General features: G+C 71.4%; 17 protein-coding genes. 10 read left to right on the top strand and 7 right to left on the bottom strand.

Translation table 11 applies throughout. The features are described from left to right. Window positions 1-113 precede the first annotated feature (113 nt). Window positions 114-980 (top strand): alpha/beta fold hydrolase, encoded by an 867-nt coding sequence (locus ACTWQR_RS08150; protein ID WP_443226244.1) that lies wholly within the window; start codon window positions 114-116, stop codon window positions 978-980. A gap of 46 nt (window positions 981-1,026) precedes the next feature. On the opposite strand, the gene ACTWQR_RS08145 is transcribed toward ACTWQR_RS08150, so the two are convergent. The 3 genes from ACTWQR_RS08145 to ACTWQR_RS08135 form a co-directional block, all read right to left on the bottom strand. Beyond that, on the bottom strand, window positions 1,027-2,649 hold the full coding sequence (locus ACTWQR_RS08145) for a transporter (protein ID WP_443226243.1): 1,623 nt from the start codon (window positions 2,647-2,649) through the stop codon (window positions 1,027-1,029). Beyond that, the gene (locus ACTWQR_RS08140) at window positions 2,646-3,437 is read right to left on the bottom strand and encodes an ABC transporter ATP-binding protein (RefSeq protein WP_443226242.1); all 792 of its coding nucleotides are present in this window, start codon (window positions 3,435-3,437) and stop codon (window positions 2,646-2,648) included. Before ACTWQR_RS08140 ends, ACTWQR_RS08145 begins: the two co-directional genes overlap by 4 nt. Before the next feature lie 106 nt (window positions 3,438-3,543). After that, complete coding sequence (locus ACTWQR_RS08135; RefSeq protein ID WP_443226313.1) at window positions 3,544-4,203, bottom strand: bifunctional DNA primase/polymerase; 660 nt, start codon at window positions 4,201-4,203, stop codon at window positions 3,544-3,546. Between the two features lie 324 nt (window positions 4,204-4,527). Here ACTWQR_RS08135 and ACTWQR_RS08130 point away from each other — a divergent pair, with 324 nt between their 5' ends. Continuing rightward, window positions 4,528-5,913 (top strand): transcriptional regulator, encoded by a 1,386-nt coding sequence (locus ACTWQR_RS08130; protein WP_443226241.1) that lies wholly within the window; start codon window positions 4,528-4,530, stop codon window positions 5,911-5,913. A 354-nt stretch (window positions 5,914-6,267) separates the two neighbouring features. Next, window positions 6,268-8,388 carry a hypothetical protein gene (locus ACTWQR_RS08125; protein ID WP_443226240.1) on the top strand — a complete coding sequence of 707 codons (2,121 nt, stop codon included), beginning with the start codon at window positions 6,268-6,270 and terminating at the stop codon, window positions 8,386-8,388. 98 nt (window positions 8,389-8,486) lie between these two features. On the opposite strand, the gene ACTWQR_RS08120 is transcribed toward ACTWQR_RS08125, so the two are convergent. Beyond that, on the bottom strand, window positions 8,487-9,800 hold the full coding sequence (locus tag ACTWQR_RS08120; protein ID WP_443226239.1) for an ABC transporter substrate-binding protein: 1,314 nt from the start codon (window positions 9,798-9,800) through the stop codon (window positions 8,487-8,489). A gap of 117 nt (window positions 9,801-9,917) precedes the next feature. Here ACTWQR_RS08120 and ACTWQR_RS08115 point away from each other — a divergent pair, with 117 nt between their 5' ends. Both ACTWQR_RS08115 and purU read left to right on the top strand, forming a co-directional pair. Further along, window positions 9,918-10,418 (top strand): SCO4402 family protein, encoded by a 501-nt coding sequence (locus ACTWQR_RS08115; protein WP_443226238.1) that lies wholly within the window; start codon window positions 9,918-9,920, stop codon window positions 10,416-10,418. 117 nt (window positions 10,419-10,535) lie between these two features. After that, on the top strand, window positions 10,536-11,417 hold the full coding sequence (gene purU, locus ACTWQR_RS08110) for a formyltetrahydrofolate deformylase (protein ID WP_443226237.1): 882 nt from the start codon (window positions 10,536-10,538) through the stop codon (window positions 11,415-11,417). Window positions 11,418-11,534: 117 nt separating this feature from the next. Here the strand turns inward: purU and ACTWQR_RS08105 are convergent, their stop codons facing one another. Both ACTWQR_RS08105 and ACTWQR_RS08100 read right to left on the bottom strand, forming a co-directional pair. After that, window positions 11,535-12,950, bottom strand: coding sequence for a zf-HC2 domain-containing protein (locus tag ACTWQR_RS08105; protein ID WP_443226236.1), 1,416 nt, complete (start codon window positions 12,948-12,950; stop codon window positions 11,535-11,537). Continuing rightward, the gene (locus tag ACTWQR_RS08100) at window positions 12,947-13,528 is read right to left on the bottom strand and encodes a sigma-70 family RNA polymerase sigma factor (protein WP_443226235.1); all 582 of its coding nucleotides are present in this window, start codon (window positions 13,526-13,528) and stop codon (window positions 12,947-12,949) included. The genes ACTWQR_RS08105 and ACTWQR_RS08100 overlap by 4 nt, the downstream gene beginning before the upstream one ends. A 437-nt stretch (window positions 13,529-13,965) precedes the next feature. Here ACTWQR_RS08100 and ACTWQR_RS08095 point away from each other — a divergent pair, with 437 nt between their 5' ends. Together ACTWQR_RS08095 and ACTWQR_RS08090 are read left to right on the top strand one after the other, a co-directional pair. Continuing rightward, window positions 13,966-14,376, top strand: coding sequence for an STAS domain-containing protein (locus ACTWQR_RS08095; RefSeq protein WP_443226234.1), 411 nt, complete (start codon window positions 13,966-13,968; stop codon window positions 14,374-14,376). Window positions 14,377-14,539: 163 nt separating this feature from the next. After that, entirely contained in the window at window positions 14,540-15,052 is a 513-nt protein-coding gene (locus tag ACTWQR_RS08090) for an EF-hand domain-containing protein (RefSeq protein ID WP_443226233.1), read from the top strand. On the opposite strand, the gene ACTWQR_RS08085 is transcribed toward ACTWQR_RS08090, so the two are convergent. Further along, window positions 15,031-16,539, bottom strand: coding sequence for a class I adenylate-forming enzyme family protein (locus ACTWQR_RS08085; protein ID WP_443226232.1), 1,509 nt, complete (start codon window positions 16,537-16,539; stop codon window positions 15,031-15,033). The genes ACTWQR_RS08090 and ACTWQR_RS08085 overlap by 22 nt on opposite strands. Before the next feature lie 142 nt (window positions 16,540-16,681). Between ACTWQR_RS08085 and ACTWQR_RS08080 the strand changes: the two genes are divergently transcribed. The 3 genes from ACTWQR_RS08080 to ACTWQR_RS08070 all read left to right on the top strand — a co-directional run bounded on the left by ACTWQR_RS08080 (window position 16,682) and on the right by ACTWQR_RS08070 (window position 19,715). Then, on the top strand, window positions 16,682-17,836 hold the full coding sequence (locus ACTWQR_RS08080) for an acyl-CoA dehydrogenase (RefSeq protein WP_443226231.1): 1,155 nt from the start codon (window positions 16,682-16,684) through the stop codon (window positions 17,834-17,836). Between the two features lie 10 nt (window positions 17,837-17,846). Next, window positions 17,847-18,740, top strand: a complete 894-nt coding sequence (locus ACTWQR_RS08075; protein ID WP_443226230.1) for an acyl-CoA dehydrogenase family protein — start codon at window positions 17,847-17,849, stop codon at window positions 18,738-18,740. A gap of 495 nt (window positions 18,741-19,235) precedes the next feature. After that, complete coding sequence (locus ACTWQR_RS08070) at window positions 19,236-19,715, top strand: ATP-binding protein (protein WP_443226312.1); 480 nt, start codon at window positions 19,236-19,238, stop codon at window positions 19,713-19,715. The last annotated feature ends 311 nt before the right edge of the window (window positions 19,716-20,026 follow it).

The raw sequence follows: 20,026 nt of genomic DNA, 5'->3' as shown, positions 1-20,026 counted from the left end.
ACGGATTGCGCAGGGACAAGCAGCAGGAGCAGCGGTACGACCGCAGGTACCAGTGGACCGGCCGGCGCGTGCGGGACGAGCCGGCCGCGCGGATCTAAGGGGGGTGCCAACGTATGGTGCGGCGCATCGACGTGACCGGTGCGGGCGGCGTGCGCCTGGCCGCCTGGGAGTTCGCCGATCCTCCCAAGACCAGGACCGAGGGGGTCGAGCGCGCGCCCGGCGTGCTGTTACTGCACGGCCTCATGGGTCGCGCCTCGCACTGGGCGTCCACCGCCCGCTGGCTCTCCGAGCGGCACCGCGCCGTCGCGCTCGACCAGCGGGGCCACGGCCAGAGCGACAAGCCGCCGGACACGGAGTACACCCGCGAGGCGTACGTCGATGACGCCGAGGCGGCCCTCGAACAGCTCGACCTGGCCCCGGCCGTCCTCATCGGGCACGCCATGGGAGCGCTGACCGCCTGGCAGCTCGCCGCGAAGCGCCCCGACCTGGTGGCCGGCGTGATCATCTGCGACATGCGGGCCTCGGCGCTGGGTGCCGCCTCGCAGCGTGAGTGGGAGCACTGGTTCAAGGCCTGGCCCGTCCCCTTCGCCACGCTCGCCGACGTACGGAAGTGGTTCGGCGAGGACGACCCCTGGGTGGAGCGCCCGAACCCGGCGCGCGGCGAGTTCTACGCGGAGGTCATGGCCGAGTCCGAGGACGGCTGGCGCCCCGTCTTCGACCCCGAGCAGATGCTCAAGTCCCGCGAGACATGGGTGTACGACGCGCACTGGGAGGAGCTGGCGCAGGTCCGCTGCCCCGCCCTGGTCGTCCGCGGCCTCGACGGCGAGCTGGGCCGGGCCGAGTCGCAGGAGATGGTCCGTGTCCTGCCCCACGGCCAGTACGCGGAGGTGGCCGACGCCGGCCACCTCGTGCACTACGACCAGCCGGAGGCGTGGCGCGCGGCGGTGGAGCCGTTCCTGGACGGCGTGCTCACCTCTTGAGCGTCACTGTTCCCCTCACATTCAGCCCTTGCTGACGGCCGCCCCGTCAGCCCTTGCTGACGGCCGCCAGGATCTCCGGCAGCCGCCGCGCCGTCCGCGGCGCGGCGAGCCGAAGCCCCGCCAAGGTGATCAGCGCGCCGTACGCCGTCCCCAGCGGCAGCAGCACCCACGTCCAGTCCTCCCCGCTCGCCGAGACGTTCAGCCAGACCGTGAGGGCGATGACGGGCGCGCACAGCAGCGCCGCCGAGACCATGCCGCCGAAGATCGAGATCCAGGCCAGGCCTGCCTGCCCGGGAGCCACGTTCTTGTAGCTCTCCTGCGGGATCGAGTACGGGAAGCGGGCCGAGGACCAGGCCCCGGTCGCCAGCATCGCGCCGAGCAGCGCGAAGGACAGGCCCAGCACCTCGGGCAGGGCGGGCCAGTCGCTGAGCAGCGCCGTCGTCAGGACGGTCACCAGCGCCGTGTACGGGAGGGTGATCACCAGGAGCGCCAACGCCCGCCCGCGCAGCTCGACGTACGCGTCCCGGGTGGACGAGATCGTCATCGCGACCATCCAGAACGCGGACGTGTCCTGCCCGAACTGGTTGTACATCTGGATGCCGAGCAACCCCGCGGCGAAGCACGCGAAGTAGATCGAGCCGGTGCCCTGCAGCGCGTTGAACAGCGGCACGATCAGGCCGATCGCGAGCGAGGTCACCCAGGCGGCCTTGGTCTTCGGGTCGCGCCACACGTACCGCAGGCTGCGCTCCATGACCGTGCCCGTGCGCCCCGCGGGCAACAGCCGCCCAAGGCCCGAGGAGCGGCCGGCCTTGTCCCGTGAGGGCTCGGCGGCCTGGAGTGTCGAGCCGTCCGGAGATGTCATCAGCCGGGTCAGACTCCGCTGCCAGAAGGTCAGCAGCGCCGCCAACGCCGCGCCGCTCAGGGCGAGCTGGGCGACACCGACGGCGTACGAGCCCTCGCTGACGGAGTCCACCGCGCCGAGCGCCGACGCGGGCGGCACCCAGCGCAGCACGTCGGCCGTCGGGTCCAGCGTGGACAGGCCCGACGAACCGAGCTTCTGCGCCCCGAAGTTGACGACCTGCGCGCCCACGGCGATCACCAGACCGCTCAGTACGGCCAGGTCGCGGCCCTTGCGGCTGGTCAGCAGGCGAATGTTGGCGGCCGCGACGGCGCGCGCGAGGGCCACGCACACGAGGAGCGCGAGGACGATCGCGACGACCCCGGTGACGTACGCGGCCGTGCCGTGCGCCATCGCGACGACCGAGCCGACGAGCAGGCACAGCGTGAACAGCGGGCCTATGCCAACCAGGGAGGCCGCCAGCAGGGCGCGTACGAGCGGGCGCGGGCGCAGCGGCAGCATCACCAGGCGGGTCGGGTCGAGGGTCTCGTCGCCGCCGGGGAAGAAGAGGGGCATCACGGCCCAGCCGACCGCCAGTACGGCGGTGAGCAGCACCGTGACGGACACCGCGTGAGTGTTGCCGCGCAGCGCGATCAGGCCGATGAGCTGGAGCGCGGCCAAGAGCAGGACGACGACGAGCGATGCCACGTACGCGGCCCGTCGCCCGGCCGACTGCCGTAGGCCGTTGCGCAGGAGGGACAGCTTGAGGCGTACGACGACGGTGGTGACGGAAGCGGTGGAGGTGGCTGCCGTGGCGGTCTGGGCGCTCATCGTGTGCCGCCGCCCAGCCAGTCGAGGTCGGAGCCGGTGTCGCGGCCGTTCGCCCCGACGAGTTCGAGGAAGGCCTGCTGGAGGGAGGGCGCGGTGCCGCGTACGTCGGCGAGCGGTCCGTGTGCGCGGATGCGTCCCGCGGCCATGACGGCCACCCAGTCGCACAGCGACTCGACGAGCTCCATGACATGGGAGGAGAAGACGACGGTCGCGCCGGAGGCCGTGTAGCGCTCCAGGACGCCGCGGATCGTCTGCGCGGAGATCGGGTCGACGCCCTCGAACGGCTCGTCCAGGAAGAGCACTTCGGGGTTGTGGAGCAGCGCCGCGGCGAGACCGATCTTCTTGCGCATGCCGGTCGAGTAGTCGACGACGAGCTTGTGCTGGGCGCCGGCCAGGTCGAGCACGTCGAGGAGTTGAGTGGCCCGCTTGTCGACCTCGGCGCCGGGCAGACCGCGTAATCGCCCGGTGTACGCGAGGAGTTCGCGTCCCGAGAGCCGCTCGAAGAGCCGCAGCCCTTCGGGCAGTACGCCGATCCGGGCCTTCACTTCTGTCGGATCACGCCACACGTCGTGCCCGACGACCTCCACGCTCCCCTGATCCGGCCGAAGCAGCCCGGTCACCATCGACAGCGTTGTCGTCTTCCCGGCCCCGTTCGGCCCCACCAGCCCGATGAACTGCCCCGCGGGCAACTCAAGATCGATCCCGGCTACGGCAACCTGCTCCCCGAACCGCTTCCAGAGTCCCCGCACGCGCACGGCAACCGCACCCACCCGCACTCCCTCTGTCATGCGCTGCACGATACGGGGATGCGGTGACAAAGGGCGCCCCCCAGGGGCGCGGGGAACGGCTCAGCCCAAGACGGCCCGCAGATCCCCACCCGCCGCGCGCGAAGCGCTAACGCCGGGCGTCACGCCCACAGGCGTAGGCCAAGGGCGAGATCAATTCCTCCGCATCCGGCAGCCACCGATTCGCGGGCGTGGGCCGGCAGGCCCACTGCACAGCCCCCCGCGCCCCGAACCGAGTGGGCGGCGCGGGCACATACGTCCCCTCACCGAGCACGCTCAGATCGAGTGACGCCAGCGGCCACCCCAACTTCCGCACAAGATCGGGCACCTTGACGGCGGCCCCGGGCAACACGAAGAACTGCATCCGCCGATCCGGGGTACAGGTCACGGGCCCGAGCGTCAGATCCATCCGCTTCATCCGGGCGAGCGCGAGAAACCCCGAGGTCTCAGGAACGTCGATCGCGTCGAACGTCCGCCCCGTGGGCAGCAGGATCGACGCAGACGGCTGCTTCGACCACAGCCGACGTGCGACGGTCGCGCTGCCCGTCGCCTGCGTCGGCCAGTCCTCGCGCGCCGGATGCGCGCCGGGCACGGCGCACGAGGGCTCCCCGCACGAGCAGCACTGCACCCCGTCGACGGCTTCCAGCCAAGTGCCGGGGAACACGTCCCAATGGCGCTCTTCGGCATAGCGCACGGCGGTGTCCTGCAGCGACTCGCCGCGCTGCTTCGGGATCTGGGCGGTCTCGGTGCCTGCGATCGTCTCTTCCACGCCCAACTCAACTCCCGCGCTCACCTCGGGTTACGGGCTCACGCGCGCGCGGGGGAGGAGCACCGATTCCACACGTGGGGCGCATGGATGCATGTGTGGGGGCGCGCATGGGGAACGGCAGCGGGGGCTGGGTAACCACGGGAGGGGAAGGCGGCAGCCTTTACCCCGGCAATCCTCGCATGTCTCGCATCTTCGGTATGTCCGCGGGGCATTGATCTTCGAGGCCGGATCTTTTCGTTCCCTTCACGGACGCGGGAGGTCGCGGCCACTGAGGACACGTCAACTCGGTGCGTGGGCAGGCACCGCAGCCACAGGGGGTACGCCATGGCCGCAAGGCCTCTCGTCGCGCGGCAGCCGAACGAACGACTGCAGGCGCTCATTCAGGAAGCGGGCTGTTCGAACGCCGGGCTGGCCCGCCGGGTCAACATGTGCGGCGCGGAACACGGTCTCGATCTGCGCTACGACAAGACGTCCGTGGCGCGCTGGCTGCGCGGACAGCAGCCACGCGGCCGGGCGCCCGCGATCATCGCCGAGGCGCTGGGCCGCAAGCTGGGCCGGACCGTCACGATCGACGAGATCGGCATGGCGAACGGCAAGAACCTCGCCTCCGGCGTGGGACTGCAGTTCTCGCCGACCGTCCTCGGCGCCATCGAGCAGGTCTGCGAGCTGTGGCGCAGTGACGTGGGCCGCCGGGACTTCCTGTCCGGCTCCTCCGTCGCGGCCTCCGCTCTCGTCGAGCCGAGCCGGGACTGGCTGATCTCCGCGCCGGACGCGCAGGTGTCGCGCTCGGCCGGACCGCGGGTCGGCCTGTCCGACGTGGCGGCGGTGACCGCGATGACCCAGGCGCTGGTGGACCTCGACCACCAGTACGGCAGCGGGCACGTACGCCCCGTCGTCGTGCACTACCTGAACAGTGTCGTCTCCGGGCTGCTGGCGGGCTCGTACCGGGAAGCGGTCGGGCGTGAACTCTTCGCGGCCGTCGCGCGGTTGACGGAGCTGGCCGGTTACATGGCGGTCGACACCGGGCAGCCGGGTCTCGCGCAGCGGTACTACATCCAGGCGCTGCGGCTCGCGCAGGCGGCGGGCGACCGTGGGTACGGCGGGTACGTACTGGCCGCGTCCATGAGCCACCTGGCCGCGCAGCTCGGAAATCCGCGGGAGATCGCGCAGTTGGCGCGGGCGGCGCAGGAGGGGGCGCGCGGGGAGGTCACTCCGCGCGCGGAGTCGATGTTCCACGCCGCGGAGGCGCGGGGGCACGCGTTGATGGGCGACGCGCGCTCCGCGCAGGTGGCGTCGGGGCGTGCCGTGTCGGCGCTGGAGCAGGCCGATCCGGAATCCGGGGACGATCCGCGGTGGATCGCCCACTTCGACGAGGCCTATCTGGCCGACGAGTTGGCGCACTGCCACCGGGATCTGGGGCAGGCCGAGGCGGCCGCGCGGTGCGCGCAGGAGTCCCTGGACGGGCACCCGGAGTCGCGTGCCCGGCGGCGCGCGATCGGGTACGTCCTGCTGGCCAGCGCGCAGGTGCAGCAGCGCGAGGTGGAGCAGGCCTGCCACACGGGGATGCGGGCGGTCGAACTGCTCGGGACCCTTCGGTCGAACCGTGGGGCCGAGTATCTCGACGACTTCCAGCAGCGGCTGGAGCCGTACCAGGACGAGCCGGTGGTGAGGGAGTTCGGGGCGCGGATGGAGTTGCAGGCGGCCGCGTAAGCGTTCCGCTGGAAGAACGGTGATGCTGTGTCGATATGCGGCTCCGCCGCGGGCACGGGCGGGTGGGGGCTGGTCGCGCAGTTCCCCGCGGCCCTTACGGGGCGCGGTACCGCACCGGACTCAACCAAGGCCGCTCAGGTGTACGACATGAGGACTCCGGACTACGCGGGTATGAACGTACGGGATATGGGACGTACGTTGCGAAAGGGGGCATGAACAGCGTCCTGAGAGGCGGTTTTGTTACTTGCTGTCCCGGGTGGCAGGGGTCACGTCCTGTGCTGCGTGGCACCGGGTTGTGGGGACCCGGTAGCGTGAACCGACGATTCCGAAGGTCCCCCATTCGTAGGAGTCCCGGTGACGCACAACGGACAGGGCGACGAGCCCTCGGCGCGGCCCGCGCGCGAAGGCATCGTGCTGCCGTCCGACGGCGGCGAGCCGCTCCTGCCGGGCCAGACTGGCGACCGCGCGGTCCCGGCGGGCGGCCAGGCGTGGGGCCAGCCGTGGGGCCCCGGTCCCGCCCCGCAGGCTCCCCAGGAGCCCGGGCAGGGCTGGACGCCCACCGGTGAATGGGGTAATGCGGGCCCGGATCGGCCGGACCATGGCGCGCAGGCCCCCGGCTGGGACCAGGCCGCTTCGGGCCAGGGTGCGCCGGGCGCGGGTTCCGGTGCGCAGGATTCGGGCTGGGGCGCGCAGGGCGGGGCCGCCGAGGGGGCGCCCGGATGGGGCGCAAACGGGCCGACGTCGCAGTACGCAGACCAGACGTCCCAGTACAGGGCACAGGATGCGGGCCCTCAGTGGGACGGCCGGCAGTCGCCGAACGGCGGAGGCGGGCTTCCGCGGTCGCGGACCGATGGAGCGGGGACCCCGCCCCAGCAGCCGGGCGGTGGGACCCCCCTCTCGCACGAGGGTGCGGGAACGAACGGATACGGCACGCCGCAGACGCAGGGCACGTACGGCACGCCGCAGACGCAGGCCGCGTACGGGGCTCCGCAGCCGGCGGCCCCGCAGGCTCCGGCCGGACAGGCGGACCCGCTGCCGCCCGCCGCCCGCCATGCCGCGCCGCAGGCACCGGCACAGGCACAGGGCGGCTCTGCCGAGTCGCAGGGCTCGGGCGGCGGCTACGGCTTCCCGCACGCCGCTGCCGCGGCACCGCCACCGTCCGGTGCGTACGACGCCTCGCAGGCCCCAGGAGGCCGCGCCGCGCCGCTTCCGCCCGCGGACGCCGGAGCCGGCTCACTGCCTCCGGCCGCTCCCATGGACGAGGGCGCGACCCAGTACCTGCCTCCCGTCGCCGCGGCGGCTCCCGCGGACGAGGGCGTCACGCAGTACATACCCCCCGTGGGCCCCGGTGCGCTGCCGCCCGAGATGTCCTCCGGGTCGCCTTCCCAAGCGATGCCCTCCCCGGCGACACCTTCCGAGGCCACGCAGTATCTCGGGTGGGTCCCCCAGGACCGGCCCGGGCCGATGCCCGGAGGGGGCGGCGCCGGGCCCATGCCTCCGGTCGCGGACCCCGACGCCCAGGCCACGCAGTTCATCGCACCCGTGCCCGCGCAGCCCGGCGCGGCGCCGTACGGGATACGGCCGGGCGGGCCGGAGGGCCGGCAGCAACCGCCGGCCGAGTTCGACAACCTCTTCCGGGCGGACGCCGCGGGCTCCACACAGCAGCTGCCCCGGTTCGAACAACCGCGGGCGAGGCAGGGCGGCGCTCCCGGATACGGCACCCCGGGCCATCCGGGCACCCCAGGCGCCCCCGGCTCTCCCGACGGCCCCGCCGGGCGCGGCACCCGCCGCGGTGCGACGGACGGCGACAACGGCCGCGGCGGTGGTGGCCGTGGCGGCCGCACCCGTTCACGCGTGCCCCTCGTCGCCGCCGTCGGCGTGGGCATCGCCGTGCTCGGCATCGGCGCGGGCGCCCTGCTCAGCGCCGGCGGAGGCGGAGACGACGACAAGGACGACGAGAGCAAGCCGGTGGCGGCGACCGCGCCCGCGACGGACGGCTCGGCGTCCCCGTCCGCCGACCCGGCCAAGGAGCAGGCCGTCGCCCTGGACAAGCTCCTGGCGGACAGCAACGACAGCCGCGACTCGGTGATCAAGGCCGTCACCAACGTACGGGCGTGCACCGACCTCGGCGCGGCCGCCACCGACCTGCGCAACGCGGCCAAGCAGCGCAACGGCCTGGTCACCCGCCTCGCGGCCCTCCCCGTCGACAAGCTGCCGAACCAGGCGCAGCTGACCGCCGCGCTCAACAGCGCCTGGAAGGCCTCCGCCGCGGCGGACACCCACTACGCGGCCTGGGCCGACCAGGTCGCCGGCAAGAAGGGCTGCCCCAAGGGCAAGGCCCGCACCACGGGGCAGACCCAGGCCGGCAACCGCGAGAGCGGCACCGCGACCACGGAGAAGGCCAAGGCCGCGAAACTGTGGAACTCCATCGCCCAGACCTACGGATTGACGGAGCGTCAGCCCAACCAGCTCTGACAAGCGGGGATCGGCTCGGGTCGGCGCGGAGGCGGGGCGGCCCGAGCCGGCCAGGTCAACCTGGATCAGGACGCGTCCGTGCTCTCAGAGGGCGCCTCTCAGAGCGCGTCCGTGCTCTCCAGCACCTTCGACACGTTGACGAACCCCTTGCGTGCCGACACCAGTTGGCCTCTGCGTACCACCTGGAAGGTCACGTCCGAGTTGACCAGGCGTGGAAAACCGGTCGCCGCGATCAGATCCTGGAAGCTCCAACTGAGCGTCGGAGTCAGCCCGCCCGTGTTGACCTTCAGCCCGTCGTCGAGCGTGCGCCGCAACGTCCGCGAGGACACCTCGCCCTCGCCCAGCGACTCGACGGCCTTCTTCAGGACGGTGTACGCGACCCACGTGGTCTGCACACCCGGGTCCGCGGCGTCGACCCGGTTGTCGCCGAAGGCCTCCTCGCGGATGACGTCGCGCATCGGCTTCCAGCGCGAGTCGCTCGACGCGGGGTACCAGCCGGTGACGTACGACCCCTCGTACGTGCTGCCCGCCGCGTCGACCACCGACTGGTCGACGTTGCCCATCACGGATGCCGTTCGCACCTTCGGGAAGTTCTGGCGGGCACGCCGGAAGGAGTCCATGAAGGTGCTCGTGCGGTCGCCGAGCGCGGGCACCACGCACCCCTCCTTCAGCGGGTCCGACGTGACCCTCTTCAGCGCCCGCTCGGCATGACCCGAGTACTCCGTGGCGTCCTCGGCGGCCTGCTGGTCGACGGCGGCCGGATGCCGGCCCGTGGACAGGCCGGAGTCGAGCAGCACGGGCAGTTCGTCGCCGGCGACCGAGTCGGGGCGTACGAGGGTGACGGGGCCGCAGGTCTTGGCGAGCTCCTGGCCGAGGCCGGCGAGGAGGGAGGGCTGGCCGCCGTTGACGGGGTAGGAGAGCGGGCTGGTGAACTCGTCGTCGGTGAGGCCGTACCCGCCGAGGTACGGGATGCCGGCCGCCTCCAGCGGGGAGAAGAAGGAACGGGCGTGCTGGCTGTACGAGCCGACTACCGCGACGACGTTCTCCTTGACCGCGCGCCGCGCGCAGTTGGCGGCGCCCACCGTGTCGTTGTGGTCGTTGCAGGTGAGGACCTTGAGCTTGCGGCCGTTGATACCGCCGTTGGCGTTGACCCAGCGCGCGTACGCCAGCGCCATGGCGGGCATGCCGGGCTTGTTGGTCGCCGGGGTCTTCTCCGGAGCCCACGTCATGACGACGACGGGGCCGTCGTCCCCGGAGCCCCCCGAGACACCGGGGACGACCCCGCAACCGACGGCTATGGACGCGCACGCCGCCAGCGCTCCCGCGGACAGCACTCTGCGCGAGAGCGCTTTGTGCCTGGCGGGACGGGATCGGGCGGGGAGGAAGGTGCGGGTGCGTCGCCTGCCGGTCATGGACATGCACGATTCCGTCACATCGCTAAGGCCTGTGTGACCCGCGGTCAACGCTTGGTGACGGGAAGGTGAACAGCGGGGTGCGATGCGAGACGATCGGACGGGAACGTACGATCGATGACCGTGCAAGGTTCGGAGAACTCTTCCCGTCGCGGCCGTCGCTCATCCACCATGGGCGACATGCCACTGAACGACATGCCCTGGTGGCGCTGGCGCAGCAATGTGCGCTCCGCGCTGCACATGCTTTCCGACCCCGAGTTCCAGCGGGGCGTCTGGCTCGCTGGGATCGACGGGTACGGAGACGTGACCGATGCCGTCTATCGGCTCGTCGAGGACACCTGGCTGGACAACTGGTCCGCCGAGAAGTACGTCGGGACGATCTTCCGGGACTCGCAGGAGGCGGCGCTTGTCGATACCGCCGTGCTTCGGGTGCTGAGGATCATGCATCAGGTGGGGCCTGATGCGGCCGTCTCCGCGTACCTCGATCACGAAGGGTGGGGGGAGGCTGTGCGGGCCGCGCGGGACGCGCATGTGCGGATGGCCGTGAGCGATGGGGAGGATCCCGACGCCGCGCCTCGCACTCTCGAGGTTTTGCGGATCATGACCCGGACCGCGTAGGCGCTCCGCTCGGTGCGGCGGTGATCCGCGGGTTGCGGGCGCCGGCCGCGCCCGCGAGGGGTCCGGCACTCGGGACGCCTGCTCGTCGCGGTGTGGGGATATGGGACCCTGGCGGGCATGAACGAGCAGTCCGTCCGTGTCGCCGCGCCGGTTGAGCAGTACGTCCTCACTCTTTCCTGTCCTGACAAACAGGGCATCGTGCACGCCGTGTCGAGTTATCTCTTCATGACCGGGTGCAACATCGAGGACAGTCAGCAGTTCGGTGATCACGACACGGGGCTGTTCTTCATGCGGGTCCACTTCTCGGCGGAGGCGTCGGTGACGGTGGAGAAGCTGCGGGCGAGCTTCGCGGCGATCGGTGACTCCTTCCAGATGGACTGGCAGATCAACCGGGCCGAGGACAGGATGCGGGTCGTGCTGATGGTCAGCAGGTTCGGGCACTGCCTGAACGATCTGTTGTTCCGGGCTCGGATCGGGGCGTTGCCCGTCGAGATCGCGGCTGTGGTGTCCAATCACACTGATTTCGCTGAACTCGTTGCTTCGTACGACGTTCCCTTCCATCACATTCCGGTAACCAAGGACAACAAGGCACAGGCTGAGGCGCAGTTGCTGGAGCTGGTGCGGGAGAAGGACGTCGAGCTTGTCGTGCTCGCGCGGTATATGCAGGTCCTCTCCGACGACCTCTGCAAGCAGTTGAGTGGGCGGATCATCAACATCCATCACTCGTTCCTGCCTAGCTTCAAGGGCGCGAAGCCTTACCACCAGGCGCATGTTCGTGGTGTGAAGCTCATTGGTGCCACCGCGCACTATGTGACGGCCGACCTCGACGAGGGGCCGATCATCGAGCAGGAGGTCGAGCGGGTCGGGCATCAGGCCACGCCGGAGCAGTTGGTCGCGGTGGGGCGTGATGTGGAGTGCCAGGCGCTGGCGCGGGCCGTGAAGTGGCATGCGGAGCGGCGGATTCTGTTGAACGGGCGGCGGACGGTCGTCTTCGCGTAGGCCGCCGGCGGTTTGTTGGGTGCGGGTCCGGTGGGGGGCCGGTCGCGCCCCGCGGCGGAGCCGCGTATATCTCAGCTCCGCGCCCCTACTGGGCGCGGAGCCCCCGATTTCGGCTTTCTACATGCGGCTCAGTGAGGCCGCTGCGAAAAGCACGTCTCTGATTGCCTCTCGGTCTCCTACCTGGCCTGCTGCCGCCTCTTCAGGGGAGACGTGGCCCGCGGCCAGTTGGCAGAACTCGACGCCGTCCAGGGCTACGTGGGCCACCTCGTGTTCGGCGGAGGCGAGGGCGCCGGGAGAGTCGAGGGGGATGAGCCACTCGCCGCCTCCCAGGCCCTCGATCTCCAGGCGCAGGCTGCGGCCGGGGGCGCCGGCCGGGACCAGGTGCCGGGCGTGACCCGGAGGGGCGAGGCCTGCCTGGCGGCGGGCGGCCAGGGTGTTGGGGAGCATGCGGGCGCCCAGGTCGATCATGGCGTGCAGGTGGCGCGGGGAGGGAGGCCCGTAGGGGTAGTCGACGGCGTCCGCGATGTCGCCGGCGTGGACCCAGCACTCGAAGGCGCGGTCCAGCATCGAGTCCCGTAGGGGGAGTTCGAAGTCGCCGTACGAGACGGGGAGCCGGCCGGAGCCTCCCCCACGCTCGGCTTCGCTCGCGCGGGAGGTACCCCCAGCCGCGAAGGCCACCGTGCGGACCAGGTTGTGGGCCTGCTCGCGCCACGGGGCGCGTACGGAGCGGGTGGGCGGGAAGTGCGAGGCTCGCCAGAAGGCCTCCGTGCGGGCCGAGGGGGTCGCCTTGTCCGCCGGTGTGTCGCCGAGGGGGTCGTCCAGGCCGAGGGCCAGGGCGACCAGGCCGTCGACCGTCAGGAGATGGGCGATCACGCCCGCGACTGTGGTGCGGCGGCTTGTCGGGTCGTTGCCCTCGAACCAGCGCAGGCGTACGGGTGCGTGCCACTCCGCGTCGCCGATGTCCTGCAACAGGGCGTCCAGGCGGGCTGTCTCCGCGTCGTACGGGGCCGCCCATTCGGGGACCGGGATGCGGGGCGGGCGTCGGTCCAGACAGCTCTCCAGGACGCGGTTGCGCAGGGCCGGGTCCAGGTCGAGGCTCTCCGACGGGTGCAGGAGGCCGACCGCCTCGCGCAGGCGCAGGGCCTCGTCCGCGCAGGCGCCGCAGGTGCCGAGGTGGTCTTCGACGGCCGCCGTCTCCTCGGGCGAGCAGGCCGCCAGGGCCCACGCGCCGAGCAGGGCCTTCAGGACCCGGTGTTCCAGGACGAGGGGTGTGAGAGCTGGTTCGGGGAGAGGTAGGCCCGTGTCCTCCACCGACGAGCGCGGCATGGGTATGCGCGGGGGCTCGTCGGGATCCTGGCCGTTCCCCTTCTCGGGGTTCCTGGGGTCGCCGGGTCCTTGTGGGCCGTGCCCGGAGCCCGGACTGTTGTGCTCCGGTGGGTCCGCTCGGCCGTCGTACTCCTCCGGGTCCGTGCCGTCCCCGTGCCCGTACCCGTCGTGGCCGTCGTGCGCCTCGAAGCGGTTCGCGCCGCTCACCGCGCACCTCCGTGCTCGGGCGGTGCCCCGGACGGGCCGGTGTCGTGGGCGGTGGACAGGAGCTGGAGGCCGAGGCGGAGGCGGCGGCGGGCCTCGTCCTCGGTGACGCCGAGGTCGGTGGCGGCCTGGCGGTAGTCGCGGCGCTGGAAGTAGGCGAGTTCCAGGGCGGCGCGCAGCGGAGTCGGCATGGACGTGACGATGTAGTCGGCGCGGGCTGCCACCGAGGCGCGGCGAACCCTGCGCTCCAGCTCCTCGGTGCTGCCCCGGCCGTCCTGGGCGAGCGCGGCCGTCTCGGTCGCGCGCAGGCGCTGCACGGCGAGGCGGTGGGTGAGCGTGGCGACCCAGGAGCGCAGGGGGCCGTGCTTGGGGTCGTACGCCTCGGGGTTCTCCCAGACGTGGGCGAAGACCTCGCGGGTGATCCCGTCGGCGGCGTGTTCGTCTCCGAGCACACGATGGGCGAGGGCGTGCACGAGTGAAGCGAATCGGTCATAGAGCTCGCCGAGCGCGGCCGCCTCCCCGCGTGCGAGCCGCTGCTGCATCTTGCGGTCCCAGCGGGGCGGCGCGTCCTGCTTGGCCATGCGGCCCCCTCACCCCTGGTCGTGCCCGGCGCCTGTCCCTGTGTCCACCGGATTCTCCTCTCCGGCTTCCTCCCGAATGTAGTCGGCACCCCTGACAGCGCACGCCCCTTTGTGGCAATGCGCGCCCCTGGCCGAGCCGCGGATGGTAGTGCCTTCCTCACGCGCTGCGCGCGCGGCCTCACGCTGCGCGCGCGCCGAGCCGCTCTGCGCGTGCACTTACCCCAACTTGGCCTGATCAGGCCTGACTGGAATCGATCGTTCTCGACTGAAGGGGTCCACGCGGGGGCACGCTTCGTTTCAGCATCCCGTGTTTCACGCCGCGAGGGCGGGGCAGCCGCGCACCAAGGGAAGCGAAGGAGTTTATTCCGCTTCCGATTTCGGGGGTCCGGCGTCGCCGCGCGGTCCGGGTCCGACAACGTCGAGCGAGGGGCAGGCGCGTGACGCTCAGGGTGACCGACGATGAGCAGGGTGACTGGGCCGTGCTCTGGGTCTCGGGCGAGATGGATCTGGTGACGTCACCGGTGCTGCGCCAGCGGGTGCACGACGCGGTGGCCGACGGCCGGCACAGTATCGTCCTCGATCTCTCCGGAGTCCTCTTCTGCGACTCCAGCGGCGTCGGGGTTCTCATCGCCACCCGCCGGCTGGTCCGTTCCTGCCAGGGCCGGCTTCGTCTGATCCTGCCCGCTCAGGGAGCGGAAGGAGGCGCCTCCCGGCCCGGTGAACTCGACATCGGGGGAGGGGCCCACGTCAACCGGGTCCTCGGTGCCCTGGGTGTGCGCCGCCTCTTCGACGTGTATCCCGACGTGAGCGCGGCCGTGGACGACGAATCGAGCCCTTTGTCGGCATGATTCGCGTCACGTGCGGGATGATCGTCCCGGAACCGTGCAACGACGTTGTCGGGGAATTCCCTCGGTCTTGGCACAAGCGTCGCTTTCCCGCTCCCCGAGGGCCCCGCTCGTCGTACGCTCCGTGCCAGACGCACCCACGTGATGTAAGGCGGCCCGAACAGACATGGTCAGCACCGAGTACGAGCGAAAGATCGCCGCCCGGTTCGCCACCTTCGACCAGGACGGCAACGGCTATATCGACCGCGAGGACTTCAGTGCGGCGGCCAAGGCGCTGCTCGCGGAGTTCGGCACGACGGCCCGGTCCGACAAGGGCCAGGCCCTCTACATCGGCGCCGAGGCTTTTTGGCAGGGCATGGCCGGGATCGCGGACCGGGACGGCGACCAGCGCATCACCCGCGAGGAGTTCGTGTACGGCGCCGTGAAGCGGCTGCGGGACAACCCGGACCGGTTCGCCGACATCGCCCGCCCCTTCCTGGACGCGGCCCTCGCCGTGGCCGACGGCGACGCGGACGGAGCCGTGACCGTGGCCGAGACCGCGCGCGTCCTGAAAGTCCTGGGCGTGAGCGAGGACATCGCCACCGGGGCCGCCACCGCGCTCGACACCGACACCGACGGCCGCGTCACCGAGCCGGAGATCGTGAGCGCCTTCGCCCGCTACTTCACGGTGCCCGAATAGCGCTCCCTGAGCTTGTACTTGAGCACCTTCCGCAGTGTCTCGTTGCGCGGAAGGGCGTCCACCACCTCCAGCTGCTCCGGCAGCTTGTGCACGGACAGCCCTTCCGCGCGCAGGTAGGCGGTGACGGCGGAGAGAGTCAACTCCGAAGCTCCCTCCGGCTGTTCGACCACCGCGCACACCCGCTCCCCGCGCTCGGCGTCCGGCAGCCCGACCACCGCCACGTCGCCCACCGCCGGATGCCGGTGCAACAGGTCCTCGATCTCCTGGGCCGAGATGTTCTCGCCCTTGCGGATGATGACGTCCTTGAGGCGGCCGGTCAGCACGAGATGCCCGCTCTCCGTGAGCCGACCGAGGTCCCCGGTGATCAGGAACCCGTCCTCGTCGAAGGCCTCCGCGGTCTGCGCCGCGTCGAGGTACCCCTTGCAGACGGCCTCCCCGCGCAGCCGCACCTCCCCGTCCACGATCCGTATCTCCATGCCCTCCGGGGGCCGTCCCTCGGTCGTGGCGAGGTTCTCCGGAGTGTCGTCGGGCGAGCCCATCGTGATCATCGGCACCTCGGTCATGCCGTATCCGTGGGTGAGCTGGACGCCCATCTCGCGTACGACGGCGTGGTGCACCTCGGGCGGCTTCGGCGCCCCACCGCCCGCGAGGAGCCGCAGAGTCGGGATGATCCTCTCGCCCGGCTGCTTGCGCTGCTCGGCCAGGAACATCGAGTAGAAGGCGGTCGACCCGCCCGCCACCGTCACCCCGTGCTTGCGACAACCCTCCAGAGAGTCCGGCAGCGCGAACTTCTCGAAGAGCACCGCCGGGAACCCGTACAGCAGCAGCATGACCAGATAGTCGGGCCCGCCGATGTGCGCGAACGGGAACGCGATCGACCCGACGTCGTCGGCCGACAGGTGCAGCGCGTGGGCGAGGCACGAGCCGCCCGCGATCAGCGAACGGTCCGTGTGCAGCACGCCCTTGGGGTCGGAGGTCGTCCCCGACGTCCAGTAGATCCAGCGCACGTCCGTGCCGCTCACGGGCGGCGGGGGCAGCACCGACGGGTCCCCTTCGGGGAGTGAGTCGTACGCCTCGAAGACGCCCCGCGCCCCGATGCGCCGCGCCATCTCGGTGTGGTCGAAACCGCGCCACTCGCCCGGCACGGCGAAGTGCGCGGCCCGCGACTCCCGTAGCGCGAACGCGACTTCGCGGTCCCGGTAGAAGGGGATCACCGGCGACTGCACGGCCCCGAGCCGGGCCAGGGCCATCGCGAGCAGGGCCGTCTCGATGCGCGTGGGCAGCTGCCAGGCGACGACCGTCCCGGGGCGTACGCCCATGTCGTACAGGCCCGCCGCGGCCCGCTCCGCACCCGAGCGCAGCTCCTCGAAGGTGAGGGTCCGGTCGTCCTGGAGGAGGACGGGGCGATCGGGGGTGAGCGCGGCGCGGCGCTCGACGAGTTCCCAGAAGGTCCGGGAGGCGCCCAGTACATGCGCGGTATCGGTCATGCCCGTACTCCTCATAGCTGACGGACAGTCAGATTTCGTGGAGAGCGTAGGCCCCGGCGCCTTGTCGGTCCAGGGTGTGGGGGCTAGCGTTCTTTCTGACGACCCATCAGATCTGCCTGCCGGAGGGGAAGTGGCCCGGGCCATGGATCTCACGTACACGCCCGAGGAGGACGATTTCCGGGCGCGGCTGCGGGAATGGCTCGCGAAGGTGCTCCCCACGCTGCCCCCGAAGCCGTCCCCGGACGACTGGCCCGGGCGGCGCGCGTACGACCTCGACTGGCAGCGGATGCTGTACGACGCCGGGTACGCGGGACTCCACTGGCCCGTCGACGCGGGCGGCCGCGGAGCCACCCCCACCCAGCATCTGATCTTCCTGGAGGAGACGGAAAAGGCGGGTGCCCCCTACGTAGGGGCCAATTTCGTCGGGCTGCTGCACGCCGGGCCCACGATCGCCGCCGAGGGAACCGCCGAGCAGCGGGCGCGCTGGCTGCCGCCCGTGCTGCGCGGCGAGGAGGTGTGGTGCCAGGGGTTCAGCGAGCCGGACGCCGGCTCGGACCTCGCGGCACTGCGCACGCGCGCGTGGCGGGACGGCGACGACTACGTAGTGAGCGGATCCAAGATCTGGACCTCCCACGCGGAAGTCGCCGACTGGTGCGAGCTGTTGGTGCGCACCGATGCGAAGGCGCCGAAACACCGGGGAATTTCGTGGCTCGCGATGCCGATGGACGCCCCGGGGATCACGGTGCGCCCGCTGCGTACGCTCGCGGGTTCGACCGAGTTCGCGGAGGTCTTCCTCGACGAGGTGCGGGTGCCGGTCGCCAACAGGGTCGGCGAGGAGAACGACGGCTGGCGCGTGACCATGGTGACCCTGTCGTTCGAGCGCGGCACCGCCTTCGTTGGCGAGGTGGTGGCATGCCGCCGCGTCCTCGGCGGACTCGCGTGCGAGGCCCGGAAGAACGGGCGCTGGGACGACCCCTCGCTGCGGCGCGGGCTCGGCCGGCTCAACGCGGAGTTCCGCGCGCTGTGGCGGCTCACGCAGTGGAACGTCGGCGAGGCGGAGCGGACGGGCGGGGTGCCGGGGGTCGGGGGTTCGGTCTTCAAACTGAGGTACTCGCAGGCGCGGCAGGAGTTGTACGACCTGGCGGCGGACGTGCTCGGCCCGGAAGGGCTCGACCTCGACAGTGAGTGGACCCTGGACCGGCTGTCGTCCCTCTCCTACACCATCGCGGCCGGCACCTCGCAGATCCAGCGGAACATCGTGGCCGAGCGAATCCTGGGCCTGCCGAAGGGGCGGTGACGTCGCGGGTATGGACTTCCAACTCTCCGATGACCAGCGAGCCTTGCGGGCAGGCGTACGAGAACTGCTGGACCGGCGCTTCGGACGCGAGCGACTACGGGCCGCCGTGGACCTGCCGAGCGGGCCCGGCCTCGACCGCGCACTGTGGCGGGAGTTGGGCGAGGCGGGGTTCTTCGCGCTCCGGCTCCCGGAGGCGGACGGCGGGGTCGGACTCGGTCTTCCCGAGGCGGTGTTGGCCTTCGAGGAGGCCGGGCGGGCCCTGCTCCCCGGACCGCTCGTGGCCACGCACCTCGCGGCAGGCGAGGTGCCCGGCGCCGCCACCGGCGAGACCGTAGTCGCGGCCGTGGACGGCACGCTCGTGGAGTGGCTGAACGAGGCGGACGTCGTACGCGGAGACGTGACCGGAGCCGTCGAGCTGCGGTCGGTGGACCCCCTCACGCCGCTGCACCGGGTACCCCGGGCCGCACCGCCCGATCCCCTGGCCGCTCTGCTGACCGCCGCCGAGCAACTCGGCTCGGCCGCACGCACCTGTGAGCTGGCCGTGCAACACGCCCGGACCCGTGAGCAGTTCGGGCAGCCGATCGGGGCCTTCCAGGCGGTGAAACACCTGTGCTCGGAGATGCTGGTGCGCGTGGAAGTCGCGCGCGCGGCGGTGTACGCGGCCGCTGTCACGGCCGACCGGCTCGACATCGCGGCGGCCGGGCTGCTCGCCGACGACGCCGCCGAGCGCGGCGCCCGCGACTGCCTTCAAGTGCACGGCGGCATGGGCTTCACATGGGAGTCCGACGTGCACCTTCACCTCAAACGGGCCTGGCTGCGGACCCGGCGGGGACAGAGCGCGGCCGAGGCCGAGGAGGCACTCGCGGAGGACTTGCTGATCGCCGCGGCCGAGCCCAGGAGGTGAACCGTCGGAGCGAATTGCCGCCGATCGTGGCACCACGGAAAGGGTCGGAAGGGATGGAAGTCGCGGAACGTGGCATACCGGAATTACCGAGCGTTGATATCGGGTTGTGTCCTAGGCGTGACTCGTCACGGCCTGGAGTCAGCGCTCTGCTCCGGTACCTTGTGTGGGATGCGAGTGGTTCTGAGGCCGGGCCATCACGGTGTTGCCCCTGAGGCAGCCCCGGATCCGGCGATGCGCGCCGCTCGCAGGGCAGGGCGAAGGATCGTACCTGCTTGTTCGACTCCCCGTGGCGAGCGTCGCACAGTATGCCGCACGCGTACTCCTTCGCGCTGGAATATGCCCGAAGCGCTTGTTGGGGTGACTGTACGTCAACCATGCTGTCTCGTAAGGGAATCACGTTCCGTGAGCCCTTTTCTGACCACGATCGTGGCCCTTGCGAGGCGCGAGGCGATGTGTCCGCCGGTTCGGATGGTGTGAGCGGTGCAGGTGCTTCAAGTGCAGCTGGAGATCCGGCCCGACCCCGCGGAGGTGGGGCGAGCCCGGAGGTGGGCCCGTTCGCGGCTTGCCGGGTCCGGGATAGGGGTCGATGAACCGCTCGCGGAGACGCTGATCCTGCTCGTCTCGGAACTCGTCACCAACGCCGTGGTGCACACCGGCCGACCCGCCGTGCTGCGCCTGTCGCTGCCGGATGCGGCGGGGGACGCGGCCGTGGGGGAGACCTCCGCCACCGTCCGTCTGGAGGTCGCCGACGCCAGCGCCCGCCCGCCCCGCCCCCGGTGCGCTGACGGCGACGAGACCAACGGCCGCGGCCTGGCGCTCGTCGACGGCCTCGCCGACCGCTGGGGCTGGAACTCCGAGGGCGTCGGCAAGAGCATCTGGTGCGAGGTGGACAGCTGTTCACCCCAGGCCGCGGTCAGGGCGACGTGCGACTCGGCTCCGGTGGCGTACGGGGATCTGGCGTACGAGGCGGTCTGAGCGGGGCGTGCCCCGTGGCGTCGGCGCACGGCGTCGGGGTTTCGGGCGTCCGGTGCCGCCGGGTGCGCCGGGCAGTGCTTCCGCCGGTGACCCTCGCAAAAGGTGCGTAAGTGGCGAATCCCCGAGTGGGTATTGACGTGACCTGTCCGTTTGATCACGCTTGTGGTCAGCGATTCGCCGTGAGGGGACGACGAGGGTTTCGGTGACGGGAGCCCTTGACGAGTGCGGATCGTGATTCGGCGTCGGCTCCTACGGGGTCAGGAGCGGGGCGGGTACGCCGGAGCCGGATGGCGGCGCGCGGTGCTGTGCTC

It is taken from the genome of Streptomyces sp. 2A115 (assembly GCF_052245575.1).
GTDB lineage: Bacteria > Actinomycetota > Actinomycetes > Streptomycetales > Streptomycetaceae > Streptomyces.
Note: the sequence above shows the minus strand (reverse complement) of the source record. Positions and strands in the feature narration are given on the sequence as shown.

Excerpts from the sequence above, each read along its gene's own strand:
- ACTWQR_RS08100 (WP_443226235.1), bottom strand. The coding sequence starts at position 13,528 with ATGGCCAAGCAGGACGCGCCGCCCCGCTGGGACCGCAAGATGCAGCAG.
- ACTWQR_RS08085 (WP_443226232.1), bottom strand. The coding sequence starts at position 16,539 with ATGACCGATACCGCGCATGTACTGGGCGCCTCCCGGACCTTCTGGGAA.
- ACTWQR_RS08115 (WP_443226238.1), top strand. The coding sequence starts at position 9,918 with ATGACCGTGCAAGGTTCGGAGAACTCTTCCCGTCGCGGCCGTCGCTCA.
- ACTWQR_RS08075 (WP_443226230.1), top strand. The coding sequence starts at position 17,847 with ATGGACTTCCAACTCTCCGATGACCAGCGAGCCTTGCGGGCAGGCGTA.
- ACTWQR_RS08080 (WP_443226231.1), top strand. The coding sequence starts at position 16,682 with ATGGATCTCACGTACACGCCCGAGGAGGACGATTTCCGGGCGCGGCTG.
- purU (WP_443226237.1), top strand. The coding sequence starts at position 10,536 with ATGAACGAGCAGTCCGTCCGTGTCGCCGCGCCGGTTGAGCAGTACGTC.
- ACTWQR_RS08150 (WP_443226244.1), top strand. The coding sequence starts at position 114 with ATGGTGCGGCGCATCGACGTGACCGGTGCGGGCGGCGTGCGCCTGGCC.
- ACTWQR_RS08120 (WP_443226239.1), bottom strand. The coding sequence starts at position 9,800 with ATGACCGGCAGGCGACGCACCCGCACCTTCCTCCCCGCCCGATCCCGT.
- ACTWQR_RS08140 (WP_443226242.1), bottom strand. The coding sequence starts at position 3,437 with ATGACAGAGGGAGTGCGGGTGGGTGCGGTTGCCGTGCGCGTGCGGGGA.
- ACTWQR_RS08130 (WP_443226241.1), top strand. The coding sequence starts at position 4,528 with ATGGCCGCAAGGCCTCTCGTCGCGCGGCAGCCGAACGAACGACTGCAG.
- ACTWQR_RS08090 (WP_443226233.1), top strand. The coding sequence starts at position 14,540 with ATGGTCAGCACCGAGTACGAGCGAAAGATCGCCGCCCGGTTCGCCACC.
- ACTWQR_RS08145 (WP_443226243.1), bottom strand. The coding sequence starts at position 2,649 with ATGAGCGCCCAGACCGCCACGGCAGCCACCTCCACCGCTTCCGTCACC.